Raw genomic sequence first — 23146 nt, forward strand, 5'->3', positions numbered from 1 at the left:
ACTGGCAGTTGGCCACTTTTTGCGGTCTGACTTCTCGCGTTAGAGACTAGAATTGAGTCCTCTAGGTTGCGCTGGTCTTATTTTCAAACACAACTTTCAGGGTTGTTGAAATGCGAATGCTTCTCACTCTCACCATTCTGTTTGCCTTGTCCATTCCCCCAGCACTGGCTCAACCTCCCGGTGGAGGAGGAGAACGTGGAGAGCGTGGCGGTGGCGGCAGTCGTGGCGGTGGAGGAGAGCGGGGCGGAGGGCCCCCTGGAGGAGGGTTCGGCGGGGGCTCGCGCGGCGGCGGTGAAACGGGACGTGGCGGTGCTCCCAGCCGAGGTGGAGCACCTAGCCGCGGTGGAGATTCGCGCGGTGGCGGCGGTTTCAACCCAGCCGACATGATCCGTCGGTTTGACCGCAACGGGAACAATATGATCGATCCCGATGAAGCCCAGGGCCCAGCTCAGTTCTTCCTGCAACGAATGGCGCAGAACAACCCTAAAATCGATCTTAAGAAACCAGTGCCCATCGACCTGATCACCGGTGAGATGGACAAGATGCGAGGTGGCGGGGGAGATAGCTCAGACGGCAAAGCGAACAGCGACGAACCACAACTCTTAGTCCCCGATTTCAGCCTTGCGACCACTCCCGAACCGCTCCTTGGATTCGGAGCCGGTTCCTCGCTCTTCAACGTACGCGTCGAAGAGCGTGATCTCAAAGAGGCCCAAGAGCGGATGCGGCGTTATGACCGCAATAAGGATGGACAATTGGATGCAGACGAGCTTCGCAGTGGAAGATGGTCAGATGATCCCATGCAATACGATCGCAATCGCGATGGCAAACTTTCCGCATCAGAAATGGCCCTGCGCTACGCGAACCGGCGGGTCAGTGAAGAATCCAACGCCTCGGCAAGCGGCAACAACTCGCGCTCGAATAACAATTCGCGCGGTGGATGGGGGCGTGGCGATAGCAACGGTTGGAGGCAGGCAGGCCGTGAAGAGGAGGAAACTCAAGTCGCTGACCGTTTCGGAGATGCCAAGAGCTATCGTCTAGGGGGAGCTTCCGGCACGGCCGGGCAAGGCTTGCCGGACTTCTTCAACCAACGCGATGCCAACGCCGATGGCCAGGTGATGATGAGTGAATTCAGCAGCTCTTGGGATACGGAGACGTTGGCTGAGTTCCTGAAATGGGACCTCAATAGCGATGGAATTATTGAAGCCCGCGAATGCTTAGCAGCACTCAAGGGCGGTGTCCGCGTATCGGGCAGTAGCACTACGGATACAGCTAAGAAATCGGGCGGTTCCTCGTCCTCCCGTAGCTCCACCTCGGCAGCAATCGGAGGAACGGAAATGGAGTGGGCTACGCGTCAGATTAGCAAATACGATCGCAACAACGACGGACAACTGACGGCTGATGAGTGGGAAAAGATGCTGCTTAAGCCCGTGGGGGCAGACTACGATGGCGATGGAGTCATCACCGTCGAAGAGTATGCCAAGTTTCGGAGCGAGTAACCAGCGTTTGCGTTGCAAGTCACGATCGGCGTTTGGGGCAGTTAAGCCATCTGCACTTCAGCGATCTTAAACAGGGTCTCGACCCTCTGAAAGCCGAACCGTTCGTAGAGCCGGATCGCTGCCACATTCTGCACCGTGACTTCCAGATTTACAAATCGGCAGTTGGCTTCTCGAAATCCCTCAAGAGCCGCTGCCAGTAGCGTCCGCCCCAGTCCCATGTCGCGGCACTCTGGGTGGACACCAATATTCTGTATGGCTCCTTCGTGAGAGGCAGACAGGAGGCCTTGGATTGTTCCGCAAGGCTGGATGTCGTCCGAAAACTCGTTTTCGCGACTAACTAACCAAGTCGCCTGCGGCACAAAATTCTTGCGACGGGTAATCTCTCCCATCAGAGCGCGACAGCCTTCGCGGTCGGCCAAGCACGGAAACACATGTGCATCAATCTCCTCGCGAAAACTCGCCCATTTCACTTGCGCGTGATGCTCTAAGAGTTTGGGAGACCAACCGAGCAATCGAAATCCATCGGGCAACCCGGCAGACTCCAGAGCACTTGCCGGAATTTGATCGAGCCGCAATTCCATCCGGTAGCGTTTAAAATAGGTCACAGCCATCGCGCACCGTGCGGGGAATTAATTGAGGAAGTATCGAGGATCTGAACTCTACACCCTTTTGAGCCTAGGGTCAAATTCTGCTTGCTGCCGAACCGCCTCATACAAGGTCACTGCCGCACTAATCGACAAGTTCAGACTGTCGGTACTTGAACTCATCGGAATTCGATAGGGCAGAACCTGGGCAACATCCCACTCCTCCCCCAAGCCGTTGGCTTCATTCCCAAACACGACCGCTACAGCGGGTTGAAATTCACACTCCCACAGTTGGTGCTGAGCATCCACTCGCGCGGTGCAAACTGGAATCTTCCAAGCAGCGCAGGCGTCCAGCAATTCCTCGACCGTCGCGTGGGCAATCGGTATTTTGAAGATCGCCCCACGACTGGCGCGAATCGCATTGGGGTTAAAAAGCTCGCAGGTAGGGTTTGTCAGCACTACCGCATCGACGCCGCACGCAGCAGCCGAACGCAGACAAGCTCCGATGTTTCCAGGCTTTTCAGTTCGATCCAGCACCAGCAGTAGTTTGGGAGCGTGCAAGTCCAGATCCGCAATCGACAACTTCCTCGAGACGGCGATGGCCACGGGTGCATCCTGCCGGTCACCGTAACTTATACGACTCAAGATCTGCCTGGTAACCGGTTGATACAACGGCTCAAGCCCCGTGAGCCATGCAGGGGGTGGCGCCCCGTCTAGGGAATCAGCGAAAACACACTCCAACTCAACCCCGGCCGCATGAGCAGCAAGAATTTCCTGTTCGCCATCAATTAAGAACCTCTCCAGCTTACGCCGCGTCTTGGAGTCCCTCAGGCGTTGCGCAAGCTTCACCTTGGGATTGTGTGGGCTGGTGATGCAAGGAGGAATACGGGAAATCATGCCGATTGGGTTGCTTGAATGAAAATAGGGAAATTCGCCAACGCCAGATTGGTGGGGCGGAGAGCGACTCAGTACACAGCATCTCCTCCGGCCCGTTTCGCACAGCAGGAGCAATAAAATCGGAACGATCGTTATACCCCATAGGGTCGCGCCGGAAGTCCTGCCGGGAGCAAACTTTGAGTAGGGTTGGGACGGTAAAGCATACGATCTTGTTCCAAAGTTGAGCAGCCACGCGAGTTTTCTGACACGAAAACAGGGAGAGTTTCGAAGCATGCACTCAGGACAACTTGACCAGAATCCCTACTTGCAGCAAGAAGTACTGACCGCGTCCCCGTTGCGTCTGCGATGGATGCTCATCAATCGAGCAGAGGAATTGTGCCGATTAGTAGCGCAACTCTGGCAGCAGGACAACCTGTCCGAGGCAGCCGGTTGGCTACTGCGCATTCGTGAGATTCTCGGAGAGCTGCTCGACGGGGTAACAGACAAATCCAACCCCGCCAGTGCTAGCATCTCTGACTTCTATGTATTCCTACTCCGCTGTATTGGTGAGGTTGAACTCTCCCAAGATCGACTGCAGTTAAAGACCCTGGAAGAGTTGTTGCACATCGAAGCCGAAACTTGGCAGATGGTGATTCAGAACAATTCAGAGAACGCTCCGGAAGCGGACTTGGGCGATCGAGTGCTTGGTGAAATCCAGGAACTGCAGCAACAAGCCAATGAAGTAGCCAGCCAGCCACGCGCCCAACTTTCGGGCGGCTCCAGCGAATTCCCCCCACAGCCAGCGGTTCCAAACACTCCGCCGAGCTACGGTTCCAATCTCGACGATTTGGGCAGCTCGTTTAGCTTAGAAATCTAGCGTTGCTCGCGAAAGGTAGTCCAAGCCACGTAGGCAAGGCCACCCGCAGAGATCATGAAGATAATATCCATCATCGGACTTGCGTAGCGGAACGGCGCCAACCCCAATTGACCGCTAAGGCCGCTGATGAGGTCGAAGGAGAAGATGAGAAAGACCAGGATGGAGAGAACCAAACCGATCAGACACAGTGCTTTCGGCATTAGCCAACCTTTTGGTCTTGTGGCAGACGAGGGCAAAAGGACGCCAGCGACAGTGAACCTTCACTGTTTTCCAACTCCCTGGCGACGACTGTCGGCCAACAACTGAATTGGGTGGCATGCTGTACGAACGATCCGCGTTACGCTAGCACTCGGAATAGTATAATCCGCAGGACGCTCCTGTCACCCATGTACCCCATTTATCCTGTTTTGCTTCCTAAAATGGACGCTGTCTGTCCGATAATGCCGTATATTCCAGCGAATATGTATCACTGAATGGCTAGGTAATGGCACAAGACGTCCGTCAACAACTTCGTTCCCACATGCCGGTCACCGCGAAATACGCGTATTTCGACCACGCTGCGGTTGGGCCTCTTCCCACTGAAGCAGCACAGGCAATCCAAGATTACGCTCAAACAGCGAGCCAGCATGGCGATGTGCACTGGTTGGACTGGTCAGCCGGAGTCCAAAATCTTCGCCAACAGGCTGCGTCCCTGTTGAACGCGAGTCCCGATGAAATCACTCTCGTCAACAATACCACCGGCGGTTTGAATCTCATCGCCGAAGCACTCCCCTGGCAGCCTGGCGACAATGTTGTGGTGCCGGCCAACGAATTTCCATCCAACTATTTGCCGTGGAAAAATCTTGAACGACTGGGGGTAGAACTGCGTGCGATTCCGGTCCCCCCCTCCGGAGAAATTTCTCTAAAGTCGGTGTCCGATACGATGGACTCCAGAACCCGTCTATTGGCGATCAGCTGGGTGGGATTCTCTAGCGGCTACCGCCTCGACGTCGGCTCCATGGTTGAATTGGCACATGCCCGCGATTGCTTGGTAATGCTAGATGCCATCCAAGGCCTGGGGGCCTTTCCAATCGACGTTCAAGAAACGCAAATCGATTTCGTTTGCGCCGATGGTCACAAATGGATGCTAGGCCCTGAAGGGGCAGGCTTGCTCTACATCCGAGCGGCGCATTTGGAGCGTTTGCGGCCCATGGGGCTTGGCTGGGGGAGCCTGGCGGCGGGCGCGTTTGAACCTGGTTCAGCAAAGCTTAAAACAACGGCCGCCCGGTACGAAGGAGGTTCCGCCAATATGCCTGGCCTGCTCGGTTTTGGCGGCAGCCTTGGATTATTATGTCGCCTCGGTTGCCATTTGCGAGAGAGTCCCATTGCCCAGGCGATCTTAGAGAATGTGCAGCAGTTGGAGGGAAAGCTACTGTCGGCGGGATTCGAGCTGAGTCTTCCCACGCGTTCGGATCAGCGTAGTGGCATAGTCGGTATAACTTGGGGAGCTTCCGCCCCGGTTCCCGAAAGCACACTTATAGCGGCTCGCCAAATGGGGTTGGAGCAGGGAGTCGTTACCAGCGTGCGTGGCGGTCGCCTGCGAGCGAGCACGCATGCCTACAATGACATCCAAGATATTGACCGCCTCGTCGATGTATTGAAGGCGGCCCGCAAGAAACTTAGTAGTTGAGAACCAGTATGAGAAACAAAGCTCGTGTCGCAGTTTATACTGGCTCCTTCGACCCCGTTACGCTGGGGCACCTCAATGTTATTGAGCGAGCGAGTAAGTTGTTTGATGAATTAGTCGTGGGAATCGGCTTAAACTCGGAAAAGCAAGCGCTCTTCACTTCGGATGAGAAAGTTGAGTTGCTGGAGGCGGTAGTAGCTCCATTCAACAATGTACGCGTTGCTACCTTTACCGGTCTGGCAGTCAGCTTTGTGAGGCAATGTGGCTCCTGCGTAATGGTGCGTGGCGTACGACCACTGACCGATATTGCTGGCGAATTCACCATGCTCATGGCCAATCGCCAGCTCGATTCGGACATCGAAACAGTCTTCCTGATGGCAGACGAACATTATTCGCACGTGTCGAGCTCTCTGATCAAACAAATTGCTCTTCTAAGCGACGACGATAAACTGGCAAAGTTTGTTCCACATCCGGTCATTGCTCCTCTGCGTGCCAAGATGCAGGGCAGCCGCCTCAAAACCAATGAACCGTGAGGGGCCCGCTGCAGGCTACTATTTTTTTGACCGCTCAGCACCCGCCTCAGCACCGTCCTACCCGAGGGCGACCGCTCTTTTATCCTAATACTTACAGTTGCACTGAACTGTTCGACAGCATTGAGACCTTGGATGCACTCCGCAGATTGGCAAGCACGCGCCTCGAACTGCCTGACAGCAAGTGCGGCTCGATGGCATGACCCGAAGTACGGAATCGTGTTTACTCATGGGCGCAGTGCAACGCTGTGGGATGTCGATGGCCGCGACTATATCGACCTCACCTGCGGTTATTCAGTTTCCAATTTCGGGCATGCATTCCCTCCCATCTCAGATGTGGTCGCTCGCCAAGCCGGGCAACTTTCGCACTTAACCGGTGAGTTGCATCCGCAAAAAATCCAACTCGCAGAGCAACTGCTGCAGCACTTATGGAACATCGCGGCACGCCCACCGGGTGTGGAGAACGCTCCTACACCCTCAGCCCTCCATGCCGGGCGGGCGGATGCGGGCAAGGTCGTATTCAATTCGACTGGCGCGCGCGCCGTCGAAACGGCCTGGAAAGCAGCAGTCGCCTTTCGCCCCGGTAAGCTGGTAGCTTTAGAGCTGGGCTTTCATGGTCGCTCCATCGCCACGAGCCCGCTGAGTCAGCTTGGCCAGTCAACACCGACGGATCCTCAGCTTGCTCCCGAAGCGTATTGTGTCTGGCCGACTACCGAGTCCCTCTACTGCGAACAATGCCCACTCGGCAAAGTTCACCCCGCTTGCCAGTTGGCTTGCACATCTGATCTGTTCGAGGAGATCGAACAGCAGGCCAGCACGGTTTCAGCGATTCTCGTCGAGCCGGCTTGGGGCGCGCGCGGCTACATTTTTCCACCTCAGGAGTTTTTCCTACGACTCCGACAGATCACCCGGAGGCACGGCATTGTGCTAATCGCCGACGAAATCCAAACGGGCTTGGGCCGGTGTGGTGATTGGCTGCTGTCGCACGCTCAAGGTTGGCAAGCGGATCTCACACTTGTGGGAAAAAGCCTCGGTGGCGGCGTGGTTCCTATCTCCGCCGTGGTGGGTAGTGCGGCTATCCTCGAATCGATACCACAGAACACCGAATCAGAAACCTTTGCGGCATCCCCCTTCGCTTGCAATGTCGCACTAGAAACCCTCCGCCAACTTGCGAGCGGTCATTGGTTTAAGCAGGCTCAAAAACTGGGTGCCGAGCTACGAGAAATGGTCGGACAAATCGTCAAGACCACGGGCATCCCATGCCGCATTGATGGACAGGGGGCAGTCTGCACGATCGAGTTTGCATCCCAAGAGCGGCCGATCGAACTAGCGCAGCGGCGCACACTCGATGTCATGAAACGCTGCGTCGCACTGGGACTACTCGTCCACTATACCGGGCCTCGTAAAACGCGTATTGTCCTACTCCCCCCCTTCACCATCCTACCTGAAGAGTTGGAAGCCACGCGGCGACGACTGCAGCAAGTGTTCACACAATCTGCAAGCAGTGCCTAGGTTCGGCAGCGCCACAGACATTCAGCTTGCTCATCGCGACAGGGCAGGGGGGCAGCGAGCCGCCTCAGACTGCAGCGAACTGTTTTAGAAACTCACTGCGATAGGCTGCTTCTTCCTTGGGAAACGCTCGGTCGAAAAACTCAATGCTCCCGGCCCCTTTTTGGAACCGCTGCTTCTCAAACACGGGCATATCGATTCCAGTGAGGGTTCGCACTCCTGACGACACGACCTCCCCCTTCAGACGATACAGCTTTTCATGCTGCCAGTCGGTCAATTCGATGAACGGAATTCCCTCAGCAACTTGAATCACCTTGGGTAGGGCATAGGGACTAAAGCCTTGGAAACCACACACATTCGCCGGAGCAAACGTTCGCACATGCCCTCGGCTTTGTCCGCCGCTGAAAACTAGGGAATGCTTAATGGCCGAGACGCCCCATCCCTCTTGGTACAACATTTGATTATTCAATACGCTGCGTATCGTCAACTCGGGGTTTTCTTCGATCGGGTAATCCTTCAGGTTTTCATCACCACCATCTCCATCAACCAGCCAAGTCCACTCGGGATACCGATTCCGAATCTCTTGGCACAGGGCGAGTCCCATGGTGGCAGCTTGAATATCTAAAGGCTTGTAATCTTCAACGACCCCTATCGCCTTCCGCCAATCCACGGCCGCTGCAGGCACTTCGATCACTTCCAACAGCATCTCAAGCTGCAACGGCTTGAGAAAGGCCAGAGCTTGTTGCGCATCAGTACTAAGCTTTCCACTGCCATCGGTATCGACCGATAGGGTAAATGCTTTGAGGCGCGCGGGACTCTGTCCCCGCTGGAGGAGCAAGTGATATAGCACAAGCACGAGACTGCCACTATCGATGCCACCCGAGAATAGAACCCCTATCGGTTGCTGTTCATCAATTGCATCTAGCCAACGGCTGCACTCTTCGGCGAGTGCTCCAATATATTGTTGGCCGATCGTTTCAATATTGGCCGGCAAGCACTCGCGTTGTGGATCAAAAAATCGCTTGAGCTGTGGATTGGGATCCGGACATCCAACCAATTCGAGTTCGAGAATGTGATGGGCTGGCACCATGCGTGTGTAGGAGGGATGGAACTGATTCGCGAGCCCCTCAGCTTTGAGAGCCGCGACAATCTGGTCGATTCGCTCTGCGATAATGAGGCAGGGCCCCGCGGCGCGTTTCGCCAGGAAGTACCGTAGAGGTCGTCCAATCGACCGCGCGAGCCGAACCTTCTTGCCCTCACGCGCAACGATACAAAACTGACCATCAATTTCGCCCACGCGCTCCGCGTCGCCTGACAGCACGCGAGCGTGAGCCTCTTCGTAGCTCATGTTCAGCAGGATATTGTGGCTGGGATCAACAAAATCAACCACGCGTTCGATCGTCTGAGGTGCGTTCATACTGGTAGGATTCGGTCAATGAATAGCAGGTTACAAGTGCAAGGGAACCAAGAACTGTTGTTCGTGCGATTGCTTTTGCAGCATCGTCTCGCGCCAAGGAACCGCTTGTTGATTCTCCAGACACTTGCGAATCGCCTCTTTTGCAGATTGCACGCTCTTACTCAATGCATCGCGCATGGTCGGTCCGTCCATAGACTCCAGTTCTAAGTTTGCAATTCTAGCACGAAAGCCCCCCGTGTCGGCCACTGCTACAAAAATCGTCAGGTTGTACACGGGAACAGCCGGCCGAGCTCCGTCGGGGCTCTGCGGTAGTGAGTGCTTATTCATCAAGAACCTGCCATTATTTTTTGCCGATTGCGTGAACTTCGAATCCGATTTGCGCTAGTTTGGAATGGTTTAGAATATTGCGACCATCGAAGACAAAAGCGGGCTGATGCATCCCCTGATAGACGCGATCGAAGTCGAGCGTTTTGAACTCATCCCATTCGGTAAGGACCGCAATCGCATGCGCCTCTTCAGCCGCTTCGTAACTCGTCGTCGCCACGTGCACGTTTTTTTCGATGAGCTCCCGTTCCGAGTTCGATAAGCTATCTCCGTTCGTCCGCATAACGATCTCCAAATCCTCCAGAATCCTCGCCTTTGAGACGCGAGGGTCGTAGATGTGCAACTGTGCCCGTTCGCGAAGTAGATCTCGGCAGACATAGATGGCTGCCGACTCTCGGGTGTCATTCGTATCCTTCTTGAACGCCCAGCCCCAAATCGCAATCCGCTTGCTCGACACGGTATTGAACATTGTCTTGACGATAGATTCTGCAAATCGTCGTTTCTGATAGTCGTTCATAACTACCACTTGCTCCCAGTACTCAGCGACTTCCTGCAAGCCGAAATGAGAACACAAGTAGACGAGGTTCAAGATATCTTTTTGAAAACAACTGCCGCCAAACCCAACAGAAGCCTTTAGGAATTTCGGGCCAATGCGAGAATCGGTACCGATTGCCTTGGCAACTTCGTCCACGTCTGCTCCAGTGGCTTCACACAACGCACTCATCGCGTTGATTGAGGAGACGCGTTGAGCCAGAAACGCGTTGGCGGTCAATTTTGAGAGTTCACTACTCCACAGATTGGTGGTAAGGATTCTCTCGCTAGGCACCCAGTTGCCGTAGATATCGGCTAGGGTTTGAATCGCCTCAGCAGACTCACCACCAATGAGCACTCGATCGGGATTGAGCAGATCATTTACGGCGGTGCCTTCCGCCAAAAACTCGGGATTGCTCAAGACATCAAAGGTAGCTTCTGTAGCCACCGAGCTAAGAATCCGCTTTACCGCTTCGGCAGTCCGCACAGGCAACGTCGACTTCTCAACCACAATCGTATGCCCCTGGGCAACGCGACCAATTTGTCGAGCACATTTCTCGACGAATTCCAGGTTGGCAGCGCGTCCCGCTCCAATTCCATACGTTTTTGTGGGTGTGTTGACTGAGATAAAAACGATGTCTGCTTCTGCAATCGCAGTTTCCACGTCGGTTGAAAACGTCAGATTTCGACCACGGGCCTCTTGAACGACAGCATCTAGCCCCGGTTCGTAGATCGGCAGCTCACTCGAATTCCAAGCAGCTATCCGGTCTGCGTTGAGATCCACTACATGCACCGAAATCTCAGGGCATTTCATCGCGATCATGGCCATCGTGGGGCCACCGACATAACCGGCACCGATACAGCAAATCTTCATTGGAGCAACAACACTTCAAGTATCAAAGGGGCAAAATTTTACGACCATCAGACTTCACCCCACCAGTGTAGTCAACGCTCTCCAAAAATCAGTGCGGTGCTCTTAAGGGGGGCTTCAAAGACGAGTCCCGTGCGGAATCACAACGAAAAATCGGATTGCAAGACCTCGCCATAAGCTCGTTCCTCCGCCTGCACCGCGGACGATAAACTGTCTTCAGCATTATCGCGAACCTAAGTACACGTTGGTTTCCGCACTAGGAAGCCTGAAATCCGGAATTGTGCAATTCCCGTTTAGCAAGGTTCAAGTCGTGTTCGACCATGATGCGTGCCAATTCTTGAAGATCAGTCTTAGGCGTCCAGCCCAATTTCTCTTTGGCTTTGCTTGCATCCCCCAACAATAAATCGACCTCTGCGGGTCGGAAATATCGCGGATCAATCTCCACATACTCGTTCCAATCGAGGTCGAGCTGTCCAAAGACCAAATCAAGAAAATCTCGGATCGTATAGGTCGCTCCCGTCGCAATCACAAAATCTTCGGGCGCGTCCTGCTGCAACATGAGCCACATCGCTTCCACATAGTCCTTGGCGAAGCCCCAATCCCGCTTTGCATCGAGATTTCCAAGGTAGAGCTTTTTCTGGGCGCCGAGTTTGATGCGCGTCGCAGCTCGAGTGATTTTTCGAGTTACAAACGTTTCCCCCCGACGCGGTGATTCGTGATTGAACAAAATGCCGTTGCACGAATACATGTTGTAACTTCGACGATAGTTGATCGTCTGGAAAAACGCATACACCTTGGCGCAGGCATAGGGAGACTGTGGATTGAACGGTGTTGTCTCCGTTTGCGGCGTCTCCAGCACTTTGCCGAACATTTCCGACGAAGAGGCCTGATAGACTCGAACTTGCTTGTGCTTGTTCAACAATCTGGCAGCTTCGAGCACGTTCAGCGCTCCCACACCGTCGCTCATCAGCGTGTATACGGGTTGATCAAAGGAAACTCGCACATGGCTTTGAGCACCCAGGTTGTAGATTTCATCGGGCTGGATCTCTTGCACCAAATTGGTCAGAGCTTGACCGTCCGTCAGGTCGCCATAGTGCAACAACAACTGTGGATTTTCGTGGGAGTCTTGGTAGAGATGGTCGATCCGCCCGGTGGAAAAGCTACTACTGCGGCGTACGAGACCGTGAACTTTATAGCCTTTCTCCAGCAATAGTTCCGCTAAGTACGATCCATCTTGACCGGTGATGCCAGTGATTAAAGCAGATTTGTTCATGGAGCTAAAAACTTTGTCTGATTAAATTTTTTGAGAATTTCCAAGAGTACAGATAAGGGCTAGCGTTATACCGAACGCAAGCTATTGGATTCAATACGTCGCAAAAAGTCGGCATAAGTCCGGCGGACACCGTCTTCGAGGTCGGTCGTCGGCGACCAACCGGTAGACTCCAACAAGCGGATGCTGGTCAGCTTCCGTGGCGTGCCATCGGGCTTGGAGGGGTCCGTCTCAATGGCGCCTTGAAACCCCACAACTTTGGCTACCAGTCTAGCTAGTTCTAAGATGCTCCGGTCCTTGCCTGAGCCAACATTCACCCAATCTGGTGGATTTTCGAGCGACAGGAGATGCACAATAGCGTCTGCCATGTCGTCCACAAAGAGGAATTCGCGGCGTGGTTCCCCCGTTCCCCAGATGGCTACACTCGGAACATCATTCTGTTTCGCGCTGTGAAACCGGAGAATTAGGGCCGGGAGCACGTGGCTATGTTGAGGGTGATAATTGTCTCCCGGACCATACAGATTGGTGGGCATGGCCGAATGGAATAGAACCCCGTGTTGTCGGCGGTAGTATTCGCACAACTTGAGTCCGCAGATTTTCGCCAAGGCATAGGCCTCGTTGGTTTGCTCGAGAGGACCGGTCAACAATTGGTCTTCGGTAATCGGCTGATTGGCCATCCGCGGGTAGATGCATGTGCTTCCCAGAAACAGGAAACGCTTGACGCCATGTCGAAAGGCTGAGGTAATTGTAGCCAACTGAGCATTGAGATTCTCCGTCAGAAATTCAACAGGATAGGTGTTGTTCGCATGAATACCGCCAACACGTGCCGCCGCAAATACCACCATTTCCGGCCGTTCCTGCCTGAAAAAATCGTCGACTCGAACATGGTCCTCCAAGTCTAAATCAGCACGGTTGCGCGTGACCAACCGAATTCCAGGCTCAGCTTGGAGTCGCCGGCAAACTGCAGATCCCACCATCCCTCGATGGCCAGCCACATAGATTGAGGAGTATTTGAGCATACCTACACTTTTGACGAATTCAGGACCCGGCACACAACTAGTTTCTTCCCTTGAACGAACTCCGCCGGAATGCTTTCGTCTGACAACAAACATCGGTCGGAGTCTGGAATTTGCAAGAATTGAATGCTTGCCACTCTGCTCTGGTCCACATCGTAGCGGATCACTCCTGATGCTCAAATCGGATCGGCCTGAAAATCCTCGATCACCACCGAAACACCTTGTTCCATAAATCGCACGTTCACCTGCAAACGCACCTCCTTGTCACGACGCACTATAACACCTTCGTACCCCGCAAACGATCCGCTGCGAATGCGGACGCGCTGCCCCGGTTCCAGTCGACTTTCGGGCGATAGAGGGGAATCGGTCGCAATCAAGCTTCTAATTTGCCGCAGATCGGTAACCAACTCCAGCGGTTGGGGCACCGGCATAACTCGGCTGACGCTGCCTGTGCTTACCGTCTTGTACCTCGTCAGCTCATCACCGCAAACAAATACATAGTTGCCGAACAAGGGCTCGTAACTTACTCGCTTTCGCCCATTGGGAGAGCGGTAGCGTCGTTCGATAATCGGAGCGTAGAAGGGCAGGTTCAGCTTGGTCAGTTGCCGCATCAACTTCTTTTCATGTCGCGATAACGTGTACATGGCCCACCAGGGCTGACAAGTCGCCACCTCACTATCAAGCAAGTTCTCTGGATAAATGTCGGCTTCACGATTTAGGATCGGCATAACATCACTCGTTGCACGCAAGCAAATTGAAACAGAAGTTGTGCAGCTGCCCTGCCACTTGCATGCTCCCTATGGCGTGCGGACAAGTGGCCAACTGGACTCAACGACGGAACGGCCAAACCTCCTCCTACGCTGTTCTTGCATTCCACTCGCTAGCGTCTAGTCGACGAGTTTGCTTGCATTGCGTAGGCCTGAAGTCACCCAGAGACCTTTACTACCAGATCTCTGCTTCGCTGGATAGACATTTCCTGGGCACCGCACCCGGTGGCGGGCGCGTGCTCTGGCGACGTATCCCCCAGAGCACTTCCTGGTTTGAAACGGCAGAGGTTGCACCAACATCCCGCCAGCACTCCCATCGCGACAGCGATCCATGGATGCCGGGTTGGTGCACAATATTGCCGCTGCGAAATTATTGCCGCTGCGAAATTCGCCGCCGACGCCTGTACTCAATCTCCCGCTGAGCCTACCGATGCCGCAGACTCCAGTGGTGAAGAACGCTTGTACCGCTTACCCAGCGTCAAGAGGCAGGCTTAGCCACGGAGCGTGGGCACGCCAGGAACCGCAAGCTGCGGTGATTCCAGCGATTCAGAATCGGTCGGACGAGATGCCTCAGGCAGTACGAGCGACGGCGAAAGTACAAGCTCAATCTGAGGAATGAGTTCTTCCACAAATTCGATCGTTTTGCCAATCACACCGATCGAATCTCCAGACTCCGTTGGCCCCGCCAGGTCGATTCGGCCTGCAATCCTGCCGCTGAAGTGGAGCGGCAATGAAGCGGTCCAACGCTCCGCACGGTCAGGCATCTTGAGACGATGCCACGTTCCGTGAAACCCTTCCTCCAACCAGGGTACATTCAAATCCATGTGCACTTTGCATAGGCCCTCGGTGTCCGCGAACTCAACCAGCGACTGCCAAGTCGATTCCCATTGTCGCGTCCCTTGCAAGTGAACCGTTCGCTCCCTCCCAGAATCGATTCCCTCAACTGGCTGAAGCATGCTGCCCGCAAACTGCGATGCCTTGCGCATCATGAGCACCACCTCTGCGTAACCAAACGCTTTGGTGGTTACCAACATGGCAAACACCACCAATACGCTCAGCGGTGCGATCCAGTCTCGCCCGAAAATTTGACCGGCAAGAGCCCCCGATGCGGTAATCAGCGAGAGGACAGCCACGATGACCAATAGGCTTCGATCCCCTAAGCCGCGATTCTTCAACGTATGGTGCATGTGCGCGCGATCGGTCGTGTAGATCGAACGACCTGTCAACTTACGCCGAATGATCGCCATGCATGAGTCGAGTAGCGGAAGGGACAAGATCGCTAGCGGCGCGAGGAAAGCAACCGTAGCAGGCCCCTTCAACGAACAACGGATGGCCAGCGCCCCCGTTACCATCCCCACCAAGAGGCTTCCCGAGTCACCAAGGAAAATCGACGCGGGCGGGAAGTTGAAGACCAAGAACCCAATCAATGCTCCACAGAAGGCAAAGGCAATCACCGATTCGGCGAAGTTGTGATTCACCGAGGCCAGGACCCCCAACGCACCACAAATAACAGCTCCCAATGTTGAACATAAACCATCCGAGCCATCAATCAGATTGAGTGCATTGGTGGTCATCAGCAACCATAGAATACTCAGGGGAATTGCAAGCAACCCCAGTTCGATTTGATTACCAAATATCTGCAGGCTGCCGATCTTGAAGCCAGCTAACACGAGCATCGCAGCCAGCACGGTCTGCCCAAGCAGCTTTTGCCGACCTCTCAATGTCCAAATATCGTCGGCAAGTCCCAACAACCAAATGCCTACCATGGCCGACAACAGTGCCAAATAGGGGGTAATATGGGTTATCTTCAACAACGATAGGTCAAAGCTGGTCGCTGCAATTCCACCGACGATCAAGACGGAGAACAGCACTGCAGTCCCCCCCGCACGAGCGATAACTCGTCCATGTAGCTTGCGATGACCATCGGGATGATCGACAATCCCAAATCGGATTGCAAACTGTCGCACGAGAGGGGTTAACACCACTGATAGCAGAAAGCTAGCGATGAAAACCAAGGAAAGCTCAAGCATTTGTTGACTCTGTAGATCGAAAGGCAAGTTGCTTTAGCAGATCGGGCAAATCTGCCTCTTCAGAAGCCCATACTGATTCGCTGATTATTCGGCGCCAACAAATTCCGGTTGAAAGACTTAGGCAGCCAGCATCGGGCGGTCATTATATGCCGACTGTAGGGTTTTGAACACCAATTGGGGCTCGAATGGTCCTTCCGATTATCGGGTATTTAAATTACCTAACCCCACTCTCCACGTCGCCCAATTTTCCAACGAGCCGCAGGAAGCCCCCCAACAAGAGCGGCATTCACCCCGCCTGCAGAACCCCGAGCAGTGGAAAAACCAGAGGCCCAACCGCACCTCCCATTCATCGCCCCCCCATTACGGATTCCGCCCTAGTCACACATGCGTCACCACTGCTCTACAGACGTCAATTGCATCCAGGAATCACTCCCCGGCCAGCGACTTCTCCCGCAGTTTTGCCCATCACTCCAGCCCCAGCGACTCTCGAATGAAGGCGGGGCGATTGGTCGTAATACCCACCGCTCCTAGCTTCTGAAAATACTTGGCGTCTTCAGGGGCATCGATCGTCCATACATGAAATTCCCGCATTCCCGCGCGTTTGAGCTGATCGATAAAAGCCGCATTCACGACATCCCGGTTCCCCTGGGTCCCTAGTCCATCCGCATGGCAGGCTTGCAGGGTCTTTGCAATCTGAGCTGCTGTTGGCGTAAATTCCCCCGTGTCAGCATCCGCTTTGTAGCCTGTTAACCAGTGGGTGCGGACATCGGGCAGCAGCTGCTTGGTCTTGGCTACGGTGTCGGTATTGAAGGCGATGACGAGTAAGCGTTCGTGGGGTATCGCCAAGGCGTCGATTTGCTGCTTCAAAACCGGGACAATTTCGGGGCCAACCTTCAACTCAATAATGAACCACTTGTCTGCAGGAATGCTCTTCCACACTTCCTGGAAGGTAGGGAGAGGTTCGCCAGCGAACTTTGCATTTTTCCAACTACCGTACTCCAGTGAACGGAGTTTCGCCAAAGTGCTGCCAGCCACGCTCAGCTTCTTCCCGCCAGTACGAAGCGTATCCTTGTCGTGAATGCAAACAATCTCCTGGTCAGTCGTCAGGTAGAAATCCCCCTCCACACCGTCAGCGTGTTGCTTCCATGCCTCCTGAAATGCAGCTATCGTGTTTTCCGGCGCATCGTAGGACGCCCCGCGATGCCCAACAATCATTTGCGCCAATCCCAGCGATGCACCGAAGTTGATGAAACCAATAGCAAGAGTCAGCGTCAATCCGATGCCACTGGTTGAAGCTCGAAAATTGCGCCACAATGACGCAAAGCTGTGTAGCACAGTAAAACCAACCGCTTGATTGAGAGTAGGCCAAATGCGGAGAATGTTTCTTAGCGTTCTTATAGGCGTTGTATTTTTTAGTTTGCTTGTAAGCATTTGGTTTCCATTGATCTTGTGGAGTTGGGTCCTAATAGGCCCGCTAGCGTTGCTGGGACTCTACGATTACTTCCAGACGAAGCATTCCATCCTACGCAATTTTCCGTTGCTGGGCCGCATGCGATACCTGATGGAGCTCGTTCGGCCAGAAATTTACCAATACTTCATTGAGAGCGATACCGAGGGAGTTCCCTTCGATCGCGACCAGCGTTCGCTAGTCTATCAAAGAGCCAAGCGGGCGCGCGACACGGTCCCGTTTGGGACCAAGGAAGATGTCTACGTGACCGGCTATGAATGGGTCAATCACTCGATGGCTCCACTCGCCCACCACCCTGATAACATGCGAGTGACGATTGGCCACAAGTCCTGCTCCCTGCCGTATTCATGCAGCCTGCTGAACATCTCAGCAATGAGCTTCGGTTCTCTTAGCAAGAATGCAGTCTTGTCGCTCAGCGGCGGTGCCAAGCTCGGCAACTTCGCCCACAATACCGGTGAAGGGGGAATCAGCCCCTACCATCTCGCTGGCGGTGGAGACCTGATTTGGCAAATCGGCACTGGTTACTTCGGCTGCCGATTGGACAACGGGCAGTTTTGCAAAGACCTGTTCAGGCAAAATGCCTCCTTAGCCAATGTTAAAATGATTGAGATCAAGCTCTCACAGGGTGCGAAACCCGGACACGGCGGGATCTTGCCAGCAGCCAAAGTCACCGCCGAAATATCGCAAATTCGCCACGTCCCGATGGGGCGTGACGTGATTTCCCCCCCAGGGCATTCCGCCTTTAGCACTCCGATTGAGTTGCTGGAGTTCGTAGCTCAATTGCGTGAGCTTAGCGGCGGAAAACCAGTCGGATTTAAGTTGTGCGTTGGCAAGCGGCGTGAATTTTTAGCTGTCTGCAAAGCTATGCAAAAAACCGGCATCACCCCTGACTACATTGCCGTCGATGGCGGTGAAGGGGGAACGGGAGCAGCACCGCTTGAGTTCTCCAATCACATCGGCGCGCCGTTGTTCGAAGGTCTAATCTTTGTCCATAATGCACTGCGGGGTTTCTCGCTGCGGGAGGACATTAAATTGATTGCCAGCGGTAAGGTCTCCAGTGGTTTTGGAATCCTAAAGCTCTTGGCTCTAGGCGCAGATGCCTGTTATTCCGCGCGCAGCATGATGCTGGCCCTGGGGTGTATCCAAGCTCTGCAGTGCAACAGCAACCATTGCCCAGTAGGCGTGGCCACGCAAGACAAACACTTGATGGCAGGCCTCGTTCCGTCCGACAAGCGAATTCGCGTCGCCAACTTTCACCACGAGACTCTCAAGAGCTTCTGCGAAATGCTGGGGGCCATCGGCCTGGCTAGCCCAGTGGACCTGCGTCCCTGGCACGTAATGCACCGGGTCTCGCCCGTGATCACGAAACACTACGGCGAGCTATACGATTACTTGGAGGAGGGTGCCCTGCTGCGTGAGCCGCTACCAGAACATTACCGCCGTGCTGTCGAATCGGCCTCGGCGGAAACCTTCGGTCACGTTCCCGCCTAAATCGAATGGTTGCTCCCGAGGGCTCACCCACGGCATTCCTGCTGAACTCAACCTCCACGCTAACTCATTCCGCCCCAACAAGCAGCACTCGCTTCACTGCACTCGCTTCACTGCACTCGCTTCACTGCACTCGCTTCAATTCACTCGCTTCAATTCACTCGCTTCAATTCACTTCGATGCAATCCGTTAAGGCTGCCTGGAGTGGATCAAATCCGGGCTCAGATAGCCCCAAGTGCAAATGGCGGCGCCAGCCTTCGGCATAGCGAAAACGCGAACTCATGCTGCCCACCTCGCGGTTCAAGTCCTCCATCGTCTGGAGGTAGGAACTCATCCGCTGTGTATCGTCGAGCCATTGTCCTTGGCTCTCATGGGCACCTAAGAGCTCGCGTTTTTTAGGCATCTGCGGCTCGATGTCGACCCAGTGTGTGGGCCGCACCGGGTCGCCCATAGGGGTTCGATTCCCATGCGGTTGGGCATGGTAAATCGCTACGTCATGGTCGCAGGTAGCGGTTGCTGGCGAGGCATGAAAGTTGGGCATTCCTCGGGTAAACGCGGCTCCCACCGCCAACCTAGCTGCATTCTGATGGTCCTCCATGTAGTCCACCATCGCATGCGTCAGGATAATCTGCGGCTGGGCCGCGCGGACCACCGCTGCGACTTGGGGCAACAGAGAGGGACCATAGAAAACTTCCATGTCGTTGCAAATCGGAGGATAGAATTTGGCCGGCAGAGCCGCCGCCGCCGCCTGTGCTTCTTTCAATCGGACTGCCGCACAGGCCGCTGGGGACAACGTCATGGAGCCACAGCAACCGTTCGCTACATTGAAATAATGCACCTCCCACCCCTGCTCAGCCAATCGCAAAAGTGTACCAGCCATGACGAACTCGATATCGTCCGGATGAGCCGCGATCGCTAGTACCGATTTGGAGGACATGACATCTTACCTCAAGTGATTTCGTACGGACTCAACAACCATCGATCGAAAGAGCGTTCACCAAGGTGCTTCCTCACATCGCCCATCGCCACTGCCGCTTGTGCACCCCATCCACCGCGCAACGGCTTGTTAAAAACAGTACCCGCACGTGAACAGAGTTAGGTCGTTGCCGCTGTAGGAAAATTAGTGGCGCTACCATCGCGTTAGAACTAAAAACGCTACTGAATCAACAAGCCGATGAGCTGGCAACTCCCCAAGGCACAGAGCCTTGGGGTTGCGTTCTCAGCTCGTTCTATCGTTGCACTCGCGCGGAACCACCGAGTGCCAAGGCCTCAACCTCAGGAAGCTTGGCCATGCTGACGTCGCCCGTAAAGGTTGTCAGTAGTGCACCATGTGCCCAGCCCAATCGCAGCGCTTGCTCTGGTTCTTTGCCGGCCAACATGCCGTAGAACAGGCCAGAGGCAAACCCATCTCCACCACCGATGCGGCAGATGACATCGAGCGACATGGTGGGACTAACGTACCTCTGTCCATCGTACCAAATCACCGCAGCCCAATCATGGCGATTGGTCGAACGCACTTCGCGAAGCGTGGTAGCGACCAGCTTAACCTTGGGAAACTTCTTGACGACCTTCTCAATCATGTTGAAGAATTGCTCGGGGTCCAGCTTTGACTTACTTTCCACATCCTGCCCTTGAATTCCCAGGCCCTTCTGCAGATCCTCTTCATTGCCGACCAGCACATCACAGTTCTCAGCGATGCGGCAGCACATTTCCTGCCCCTTCGCCTCATCACCAATCGTTTTCCAAAGCTTAGCTCGGTAGTTGAGATCAAAGGACGTGATAGTCCCGGCCGCTTGGGCAGCTTGCATGCCTTCCACGATCAACTCGGAAGTGGTCGGGGAGAGTGCAGCAAAAATCCCGCCGGAGTGAAACCATTTGACTCCATCGCTGAAGATTTTCTTCCAGTCAAAATCGCCCGGCTTGAGCATGGCTCCAGCTTCGTTGGCTCGATTGTAGAAAACCACGGGAGCTCGCACTCCGGCTCCCCGGTCGCTGTAGACCGTGGCGATGTTAGGTCCACGCACTCCATCATGCTCAAACCACTTGTAAAACGGCTTGACTTTCGTTTCAGCCACCGCCCGTTGCACAATCTCGCCAACACCATAGTCGACCATGGCAGTCGCCACGCCAGTGTTCAGGCCAAAGCAGTCCGATAGATTGGCAGCCACATTGTATTCGCCACCCGACACGTGAACATCGAACGCGCGTGCCTTGCGGAAAGGGATCGTGCCTGGATCTAGACGATGGACGAGGGCGCCGAGCGATAGAAAGTCGAGTGCCGCGTCTTTTTTGATATCAAGTTTAGCCATGAGAGTCTCGTTAGAAATTTAAGAAGAAAAAAATGAGTTGGCAACAGGCTCAAATCGTGACGGAGGAGAACCCTCCATCCACGACAATATTCTGTCCAGTGACGAAGGAGGAGGCGGCTTGAGAGGCGAGCCAGCAAACGGCCCCTCCCAACTCTTCGGGTCTGCCAAATCGTCCCATCGGCGTGTGCCCGATGATCTGCCCACCGCGCTCGGAGAGAGAGCCGTCCTCTTGGTAGAGCAATGCTCGATTCTGCTCAGCGGGAAAAAAGCCAGGACTCAGTGCGTTGACGCGCACTCCGGTCGTAGCCCATTCGCGAGCCAAAAATTGGGTTAAATTGATGACCGCCGCCTTGGCTGCCGAGTACGCGACTACGCGAGACAGCGGGATCATGCCGGACATCGAAGCGATATTGATGATGCTGCCGCGTCCGGAGGCCACCATCGATTGGCCAAAGACCTGGCATGGCAGCAAAACGCCACCCACCAGATTCAAGTCGAAGACTTTCTGCCAGGCATCTTCCGGCAGATCGCAAAAATCACTGCCCGGTGGCAAGGTAGCTTGAGGATGATTTCCACCAGCCGCGTTCACTAGTATGCTCACCTTCCCCAGCTTCGATTCAATCGCCTCCCGCGCCGCCTTCAGGGACCCGCGATCCATCGCATCGGCGGCTTGAAACAGGGCTTCTCCACCTTCTCCTCGGATGGCTTCAACACGAACCGCGCCACGTTCTGCACTCCGCCCCACAACCGCGACCTTCGCCCCACAGGCCGCCAGCGCGTCGGCCATGGCTCCTCCCAAACCGCCCGTACCACCAATCACAACCGCTACATCTTCGGAAAGGGAAAAGAGATTCTTCGACATTGGGCTACTCGTCATCACGGGAAAATCGGGGGAAGGGGGTACAGCATCTCCTGAAACGGGGCATAGTTCAAGGGTATGTTCCTGGGTAATGGACCAGCAATAACTCCATTTTCACTTCCCCTGTTTGGCAGCCAAGGGTTGACCTCCATACCATCTTGCCACATGAATCCCGCTAAAAGCCACTTAGCTCGTTTGCGCTGCGGGTTCCGCTCGCTCGGCGAAATGCCTCGAAAGTGGCCAACGCCCCCGACGCCACCATCAATATCCCCGTGGGAGGAAATCGGCCCGAAATACCAAGCTCGATATAGGGGAGCCTAGCTGGAGGAGAGTATAGATGTAGAAATCGGGAAGTGGACCTACGGGAATCCCTTAAGGCTTTGAGACGCCAGGACGATGGGTAGCTGAACGGCCCATGCCTAGCCTGGTTTCTTCACTTCTCCCCCTCAGCATCGAGGACCGCTTGCAGAGCATCCAGGAATGGTGAAGACTAGGGGACTACCAGTCTCTCGGCAGATAGGCTCTGTCCCCAACCACCCTTAAACTTTTGACACAAAGCGAACTCATGTCAGCAGAACAACGATTGGCTAAACTCGGACTTGAACTCCCACCCGCCCCTAAGCCAGTCGGCTTGTACAAGCCGGTCGTCATCGTAGGCAATTTGGCTTATCTGTCAGGCCACGGCCCTTTAAAAAGTGATGGCACCCTTATCACTGGCCGATTGGGAGCCGACATGGACCTGGAAGCAGGTACCGCAGCTGCCAGACAAACGGGATTGGCCATGCTGGCGACACTGAAGTCCGCCCTAGGGACCTTGGACCGCGTTACTCGCGTTGTAAAACTCCTAGCGTTGGTAAGATGCACCGACGAATTCGAGCAACAACCGCAAGTCATCAACGGCTGCAGCCAGCTCTTTTCCGATGTTTTCGGCCCCGATCTGGGAATTGGAGCCCGCAGCGCTTTGGGTACCAACGCCTTGCCAACCAACATTGCCGTTGAAATCGAAGGTATCTTCGAAATCAGCTAGGGCCGCTCGCCGGCTAGTAAAAACCGCAACCCGCCGCATGCATGACAGTTTCTTAACCGCGACCGTTTGCTGAAACGATAAACCGCCGCGTCAGCCAGGCCAGAGGTTGCCGCTACAGGAAAACTAAGGGAACGCCCCCTCACGTTAAAAATAAACTCACTCTGTAAATCAACCGCAGGTGAGCAAGGAGACGTGATTGCCGCGAGAGCGCAATTAGGGGGGCACTACCGA

At 54.7% G+C, this 23146-nt stretch carries 22 protein-coding genes; 8 read left to right on the forward strand and 14 right to left on the reverse strand.

The window, feature by feature from the left end; genetic code table 11:
* The first annotated feature begins 110 nt into the window (after positions 1-110).
* Entirely contained in the window at positions 111-1496 is a 1386-nt protein-coding gene (locus Q31a_RS22375; protein ID WP_145082755.1) for an EF-hand domain-containing protein, read from the forward strand.
* Between the two features lie 41 nt (positions 1497-1537).
* Here the strand turns inward: Q31a_RS22375 and Q31a_RS22380 are convergent, their stop codons facing one another.
* Positions 1538-2107, reverse strand: a complete 570-nt coding sequence (locus tag Q31a_RS22380) for a GNAT family N-acetyltransferase (RefSeq protein WP_145082757.1) — start codon at positions 2105-2107, stop codon at positions 1538-1540.
* 48 nt (positions 2108-2155) lie between these two features.
* Entirely contained in the window at positions 2156-2977 is an 822-nt protein-coding gene (locus Q31a_RS22385) for a TrmH family RNA methyltransferase (protein WP_197355521.1), read from the reverse strand.
* Between the two features lie 271 nt (positions 2978-3248).
* Between Q31a_RS22385 and Q31a_RS22390 the strand changes: the two genes are divergently transcribed.
* Positions 3249-3833: a flagellar export chaperone FliS gene (locus Q31a_RS22390; protein ID WP_145082761.1), complete on the forward strand. Its 585-nt coding sequence runs from the start codon at positions 3249-3251 to the stop codon at positions 3831-3833.
* On the opposite strand, the gene Q31a_RS22395 is transcribed toward Q31a_RS22390, so the two are convergent.
* Positions 3830-4033 carry a hypothetical protein gene (locus Q31a_RS22395; RefSeq protein ID WP_145082762.1) on the reverse strand — a complete coding sequence of 68 codons (204 nt, stop codon included), beginning with the start codon at positions 4031-4033 and terminating at the stop codon, positions 3830-3832. The genes Q31a_RS22390 and Q31a_RS22395 overlap by 4 nt on opposite strands.
* 284 nt (positions 4034-4317) lie before the next feature.
* On the opposite strand from Q31a_RS22395, the gene Q31a_RS22400 reads away from it, so the two are divergent.
* The 3 genes from Q31a_RS22400 to Q31a_RS22410 all read left to right on the forward strand — a co-directional run bounded on the left by Q31a_RS22400 (position 4318) and on the right by Q31a_RS22410 (position 7541).
* Positions 4318-5502 (forward strand): aminotransferase class V-fold PLP-dependent enzyme, encoded by a 1185-nt coding sequence (locus Q31a_RS22400; protein ID WP_145082763.1) that lies wholly within the window; start codon positions 4318-4320, stop codon positions 5500-5502.
* Positions 5503-5510: 8 nt separating this feature from the next.
* On the forward strand, positions 5511-6032 hold the full coding sequence (gene coaD, locus Q31a_RS22405) for a pantetheine-phosphate adenylyltransferase (RefSeq protein WP_145082764.1): 522 nt from the start codon (positions 5511-5513) through the stop codon (positions 6030-6032).
* A gap of 132 nt (positions 6033-6164) precedes the next feature.
* Entirely contained in the window at positions 6165-7541 is a 1377-nt protein-coding gene (locus Q31a_RS22410) for a class-III pyridoxal-phosphate-dependent aminotransferase (RefSeq protein ID WP_145082765.1), read from the forward strand.
* A gap of 64 nt (positions 7542-7605) precedes the next feature.
* On the opposite strand, the gene Q31a_RS22415 is transcribed toward Q31a_RS22410, so the two are convergent.
* From Q31a_RS22415 to Q31a_RS22440, 6 genes are all read right to left on the reverse strand, one after another.
* Positions 7606-8955: an asparagine synthase-related protein gene (locus Q31a_RS22415; protein ID WP_145082766.1), complete on the reverse strand. Its 1350-nt coding sequence runs from the start codon at positions 8953-8955 to the stop codon at positions 7606-7608.
* Between the two features lie 30 nt (positions 8956-8985).
* Positions 8986-9282, reverse strand: coding sequence for a hypothetical protein (locus Q31a_RS22420; protein WP_145082767.1), 297 nt, complete (start codon positions 9280-9282; stop codon positions 8986-8988).
* A 13-nt stretch (positions 9283-9295) separates the two neighbouring features.
* Positions 9296-10684: a UDP-glucose 6-dehydrogenase gene (locus Q31a_RS22425; protein ID WP_145082768.1), complete on the reverse strand. Its 1389-nt coding sequence runs from the start codon at positions 10682-10684 to the stop codon at positions 9296-9298.
* Between the two features lie 253 nt (positions 10685-10937).
* The gene (gene gmd / locus Q31a_RS22430; protein ID WP_145082769.1) at positions 10938-11954 is read right to left on the reverse strand and encodes a GDP-mannose 4,6-dehydratase; all 1017 of its coding nucleotides are present in this window, start codon (positions 11952-11954) and stop codon (positions 10938-10940) included.
* Positions 11955-12019: 65 nt separating this feature from the next.
* Positions 12020-12970 carry a GDP-L-fucose synthase family protein gene (locus tag Q31a_RS22435; RefSeq protein WP_145082770.1) on the reverse strand — a complete coding sequence of 317 codons (951 nt, stop codon included), beginning with the start codon at positions 12968-12970 and terminating at the stop codon, positions 12020-12022.
* Between the two features lie 173 nt (positions 12971-13143).
* Positions 13144-13695 (reverse strand): transcription termination/antitermination NusG family protein, encoded by a 552-nt coding sequence (locus tag Q31a_RS22440; RefSeq protein ID WP_145082771.1) that lies wholly within the window; start codon positions 13693-13695, stop codon positions 13144-13146.
* A gap of 327 nt (positions 13696-14022) precedes the next feature.
* Here Q31a_RS22440 and Q31a_RS30965 point away from each other — a divergent pair, with 327 nt between their 5' ends.
* Positions 14023-14229, forward strand: coding sequence for a hypothetical protein (locus Q31a_RS30965; protein ID WP_145082772.1), 207 nt, complete (start codon positions 14023-14025; stop codon positions 14227-14229).
* Here Q31a_RS30965 and Q31a_RS22450 read toward each other — a convergent pair.
* A complete protein-coding gene (locus tag Q31a_RS22450; protein WP_145082774.1) occupies positions 14226-15764 on the reverse strand; it encodes a glycosyltransferase family 4 protein in 1539 nt (512 codons plus the stop codon). The two genes, Q31a_RS30965 and Q31a_RS22450, sit on opposite strands and share 4 nt — an antisense overlap.
* Before the next feature lie 465 nt (positions 15765-16229).
* Entirely contained in the window at positions 16230-17195 is a 966-nt protein-coding gene (locus Q31a_RS22455; protein ID WP_145082776.1) for a glycerophosphodiester phosphodiesterase, read from the reverse strand.
* Here Q31a_RS22455 and Q31a_RS22460 point away from each other — a divergent pair.
* Positions 17182-18723, forward strand: a complete 1542-nt coding sequence (locus Q31a_RS22460) for an FMN-binding glutamate synthase family protein (protein WP_197355523.1) — start codon at positions 17182-17184, stop codon at positions 18721-18723. The genes Q31a_RS22455 and Q31a_RS22460 overlap by 14 nt on opposite strands.
* A 163-nt stretch (positions 18724-18886) precedes the next feature.
* On the opposite strand, the gene Q31a_RS22465 is transcribed toward Q31a_RS22460, so the two are convergent.
* From Q31a_RS22465 to Q31a_RS22475, 3 genes are all read right to left on the reverse strand, one after another.
* A complete protein-coding gene (locus Q31a_RS22465; protein ID WP_145082780.1) occupies positions 18887-19657 on the reverse strand; it encodes a PIG-L deacetylase family protein in 771 nt (256 codons plus the stop codon).
* 292 nt (positions 19658-19949) lie between these two features.
* Positions 19950-21029 carry a sugar kinase gene (locus Q31a_RS22470; RefSeq protein WP_145082781.1) on the reverse strand — a complete coding sequence of 360 codons (1080 nt, stop codon included), beginning with the start codon at positions 21027-21029 and terminating at the stop codon, positions 19950-19952.
* A 49-nt stretch (positions 21030-21078) separates the two neighbouring features.
* Positions 21079-21891 carry an SDR family oxidoreductase gene (locus tag Q31a_RS22475; RefSeq protein WP_145082783.1) on the reverse strand — a complete coding sequence of 271 codons (813 nt, stop codon included), beginning with the start codon at positions 21889-21891 and terminating at the stop codon, positions 21079-21081.
* A gap of 562 nt (positions 21892-22453) precedes the next feature.
* On the opposite strand from Q31a_RS22475, the gene Q31a_RS22480 reads away from it, so the two are divergent.
* Positions 22454-22915: a RidA family protein gene (locus Q31a_RS22480; RefSeq protein ID WP_145082785.1), complete on the forward strand. Its 462-nt coding sequence runs from the start codon at positions 22454-22456 to the stop codon at positions 22913-22915.
* Positions 22916-23146: the final 231 nt, after the last annotated feature.

The organism is Aureliella helgolandensis (genome assembly GCF_007752135.1).
Taxonomy (GTDB): domain Bacteria; phylum Planctomycetota; class Planctomycetia; order Pirellulales; family Pirellulaceae; genus Aureliella; species Aureliella helgolandensis.

Excerpts from the sequence above, each read along its gene's own strand:
- Q31a_RS22375 (WP_145082755.1), top strand. The coding sequence starts at position 111 with ATGCGAATGCTTCTCACTCTCACCATTCTGTTTGCCTTGTCCATTCCC.
- Q31a_RS22380 (WP_145082757.1), bottom strand. The coding sequence starts at position 2,107 with ATGGCTGTGACCTATTTTAAACGCTACCGGATGGAATTGCGGCTCGAT.
- Q31a_RS22385 (WP_197355521.1), bottom strand. The coding sequence starts at position 2,977 with ATGATTTCCCGTATTCCTCCTTGCATCACCAGCCCACACAATCCCAAG.
- Q31a_RS22390 (WP_145082761.1), top strand. The coding sequence starts at position 3,249 with ATGCACTCAGGACAACTTGACCAGAATCCCTACTTGCAGCAAGAAGTA.
- Q31a_RS22395 (WP_145082762.1), bottom strand. The coding sequence starts at position 4,033 with ATGCCGAAAGCACTGTGTCTGATCGGTTTGGTTCTCTCCATCCTGGTC.
- Q31a_RS22400 (WP_145082763.1), top strand. The coding sequence starts at position 4,318 with ATGGCACAAGACGTCCGTCAACAACTTCGTTCCCACATGCCGGTCACC.
- coaD (WP_145082764.1), top strand. The coding sequence starts at position 5,511 with ATGAGAAACAAAGCTCGTGTCGCAGTTTATACTGGCTCCTTCGACCCC.
- Q31a_RS22410 (WP_145082765.1), top strand. The coding sequence starts at position 6,165 with ATGCACTCCGCAGATTGGCAAGCACGCGCCTCGAACTGCCTGACAGCA.
- Q31a_RS22415 (WP_145082766.1), bottom strand. The coding sequence starts at position 8,955 with ATGAACGCACCTCAGACGATCGAACGCGTGGTTGATTTTGTTGATCCC.
- Q31a_RS22420 (WP_145082767.1), bottom strand. The coding sequence starts at position 9,282 with ATGAATAAGCACTCACTACCGCAGAGCCCCGACGGAGCTCGGCCGGCT.
- Q31a_RS22425 (WP_145082768.1), bottom strand. The coding sequence starts at position 10,684 with ATGAAGATTTGCTGTATCGGTGCCGGTTATGTCGGTGGCCCCACGATG.
- gmd (WP_145082769.1), bottom strand. The coding sequence starts at position 11,954 with ATGAACAAATCTGCTTTAATCACTGGCATCACCGGTCAAGATGGATCG.
- Q31a_RS22435 (WP_145082770.1), bottom strand. The coding sequence starts at position 12,970 with ATGCTCAAATACTCCTCAATCTATGTGGCTGGCCATCGAGGGATGGTG.
- Q31a_RS22440 (WP_145082771.1), bottom strand. The coding sequence starts at position 13,695 with ATGCCGATCCTAAATCGTGAAGCCGACATTTATCCAGAGAACTTGCTT.
- Q31a_RS22450 (WP_145082774.1), bottom strand. The coding sequence starts at position 15,764 with ATGCTTGAGCTTTCCTTGGTTTTCATCGCTAGCTTTCTGCTATCAGTG.
- Q31a_RS22455 (WP_145082776.1), bottom strand. The coding sequence starts at position 17,195 with ATGCTTACAAGCAAACTAAAAAATACAACGCCTATAAGAACGCTAAGA.
- Q31a_RS22465 (WP_145082780.1), bottom strand. The coding sequence starts at position 19,657 with ATGTCCTCCAAATCGGTACTAGCGATCGCGGCTCATCCGGACGATATC.
- Q31a_RS22470 (WP_145082781.1), bottom strand. The coding sequence starts at position 21,029 with ATGGCTAAACTTGATATCAAAAAAGACGCGGCACTCGACTTTCTATCG.
- Q31a_RS22475 (WP_145082783.1), bottom strand. The coding sequence starts at position 21,891 with ATGTCGAAGAATCTCTTTTCCCTTTCCGAAGATGTAGCGGTTGTGATT.
- Q31a_RS22480 (WP_145082785.1), top strand. The coding sequence starts at position 22,454 with ATGTCAGCAGAACAACGATTGGCTAAACTCGGACTTGAACTCCCACCC.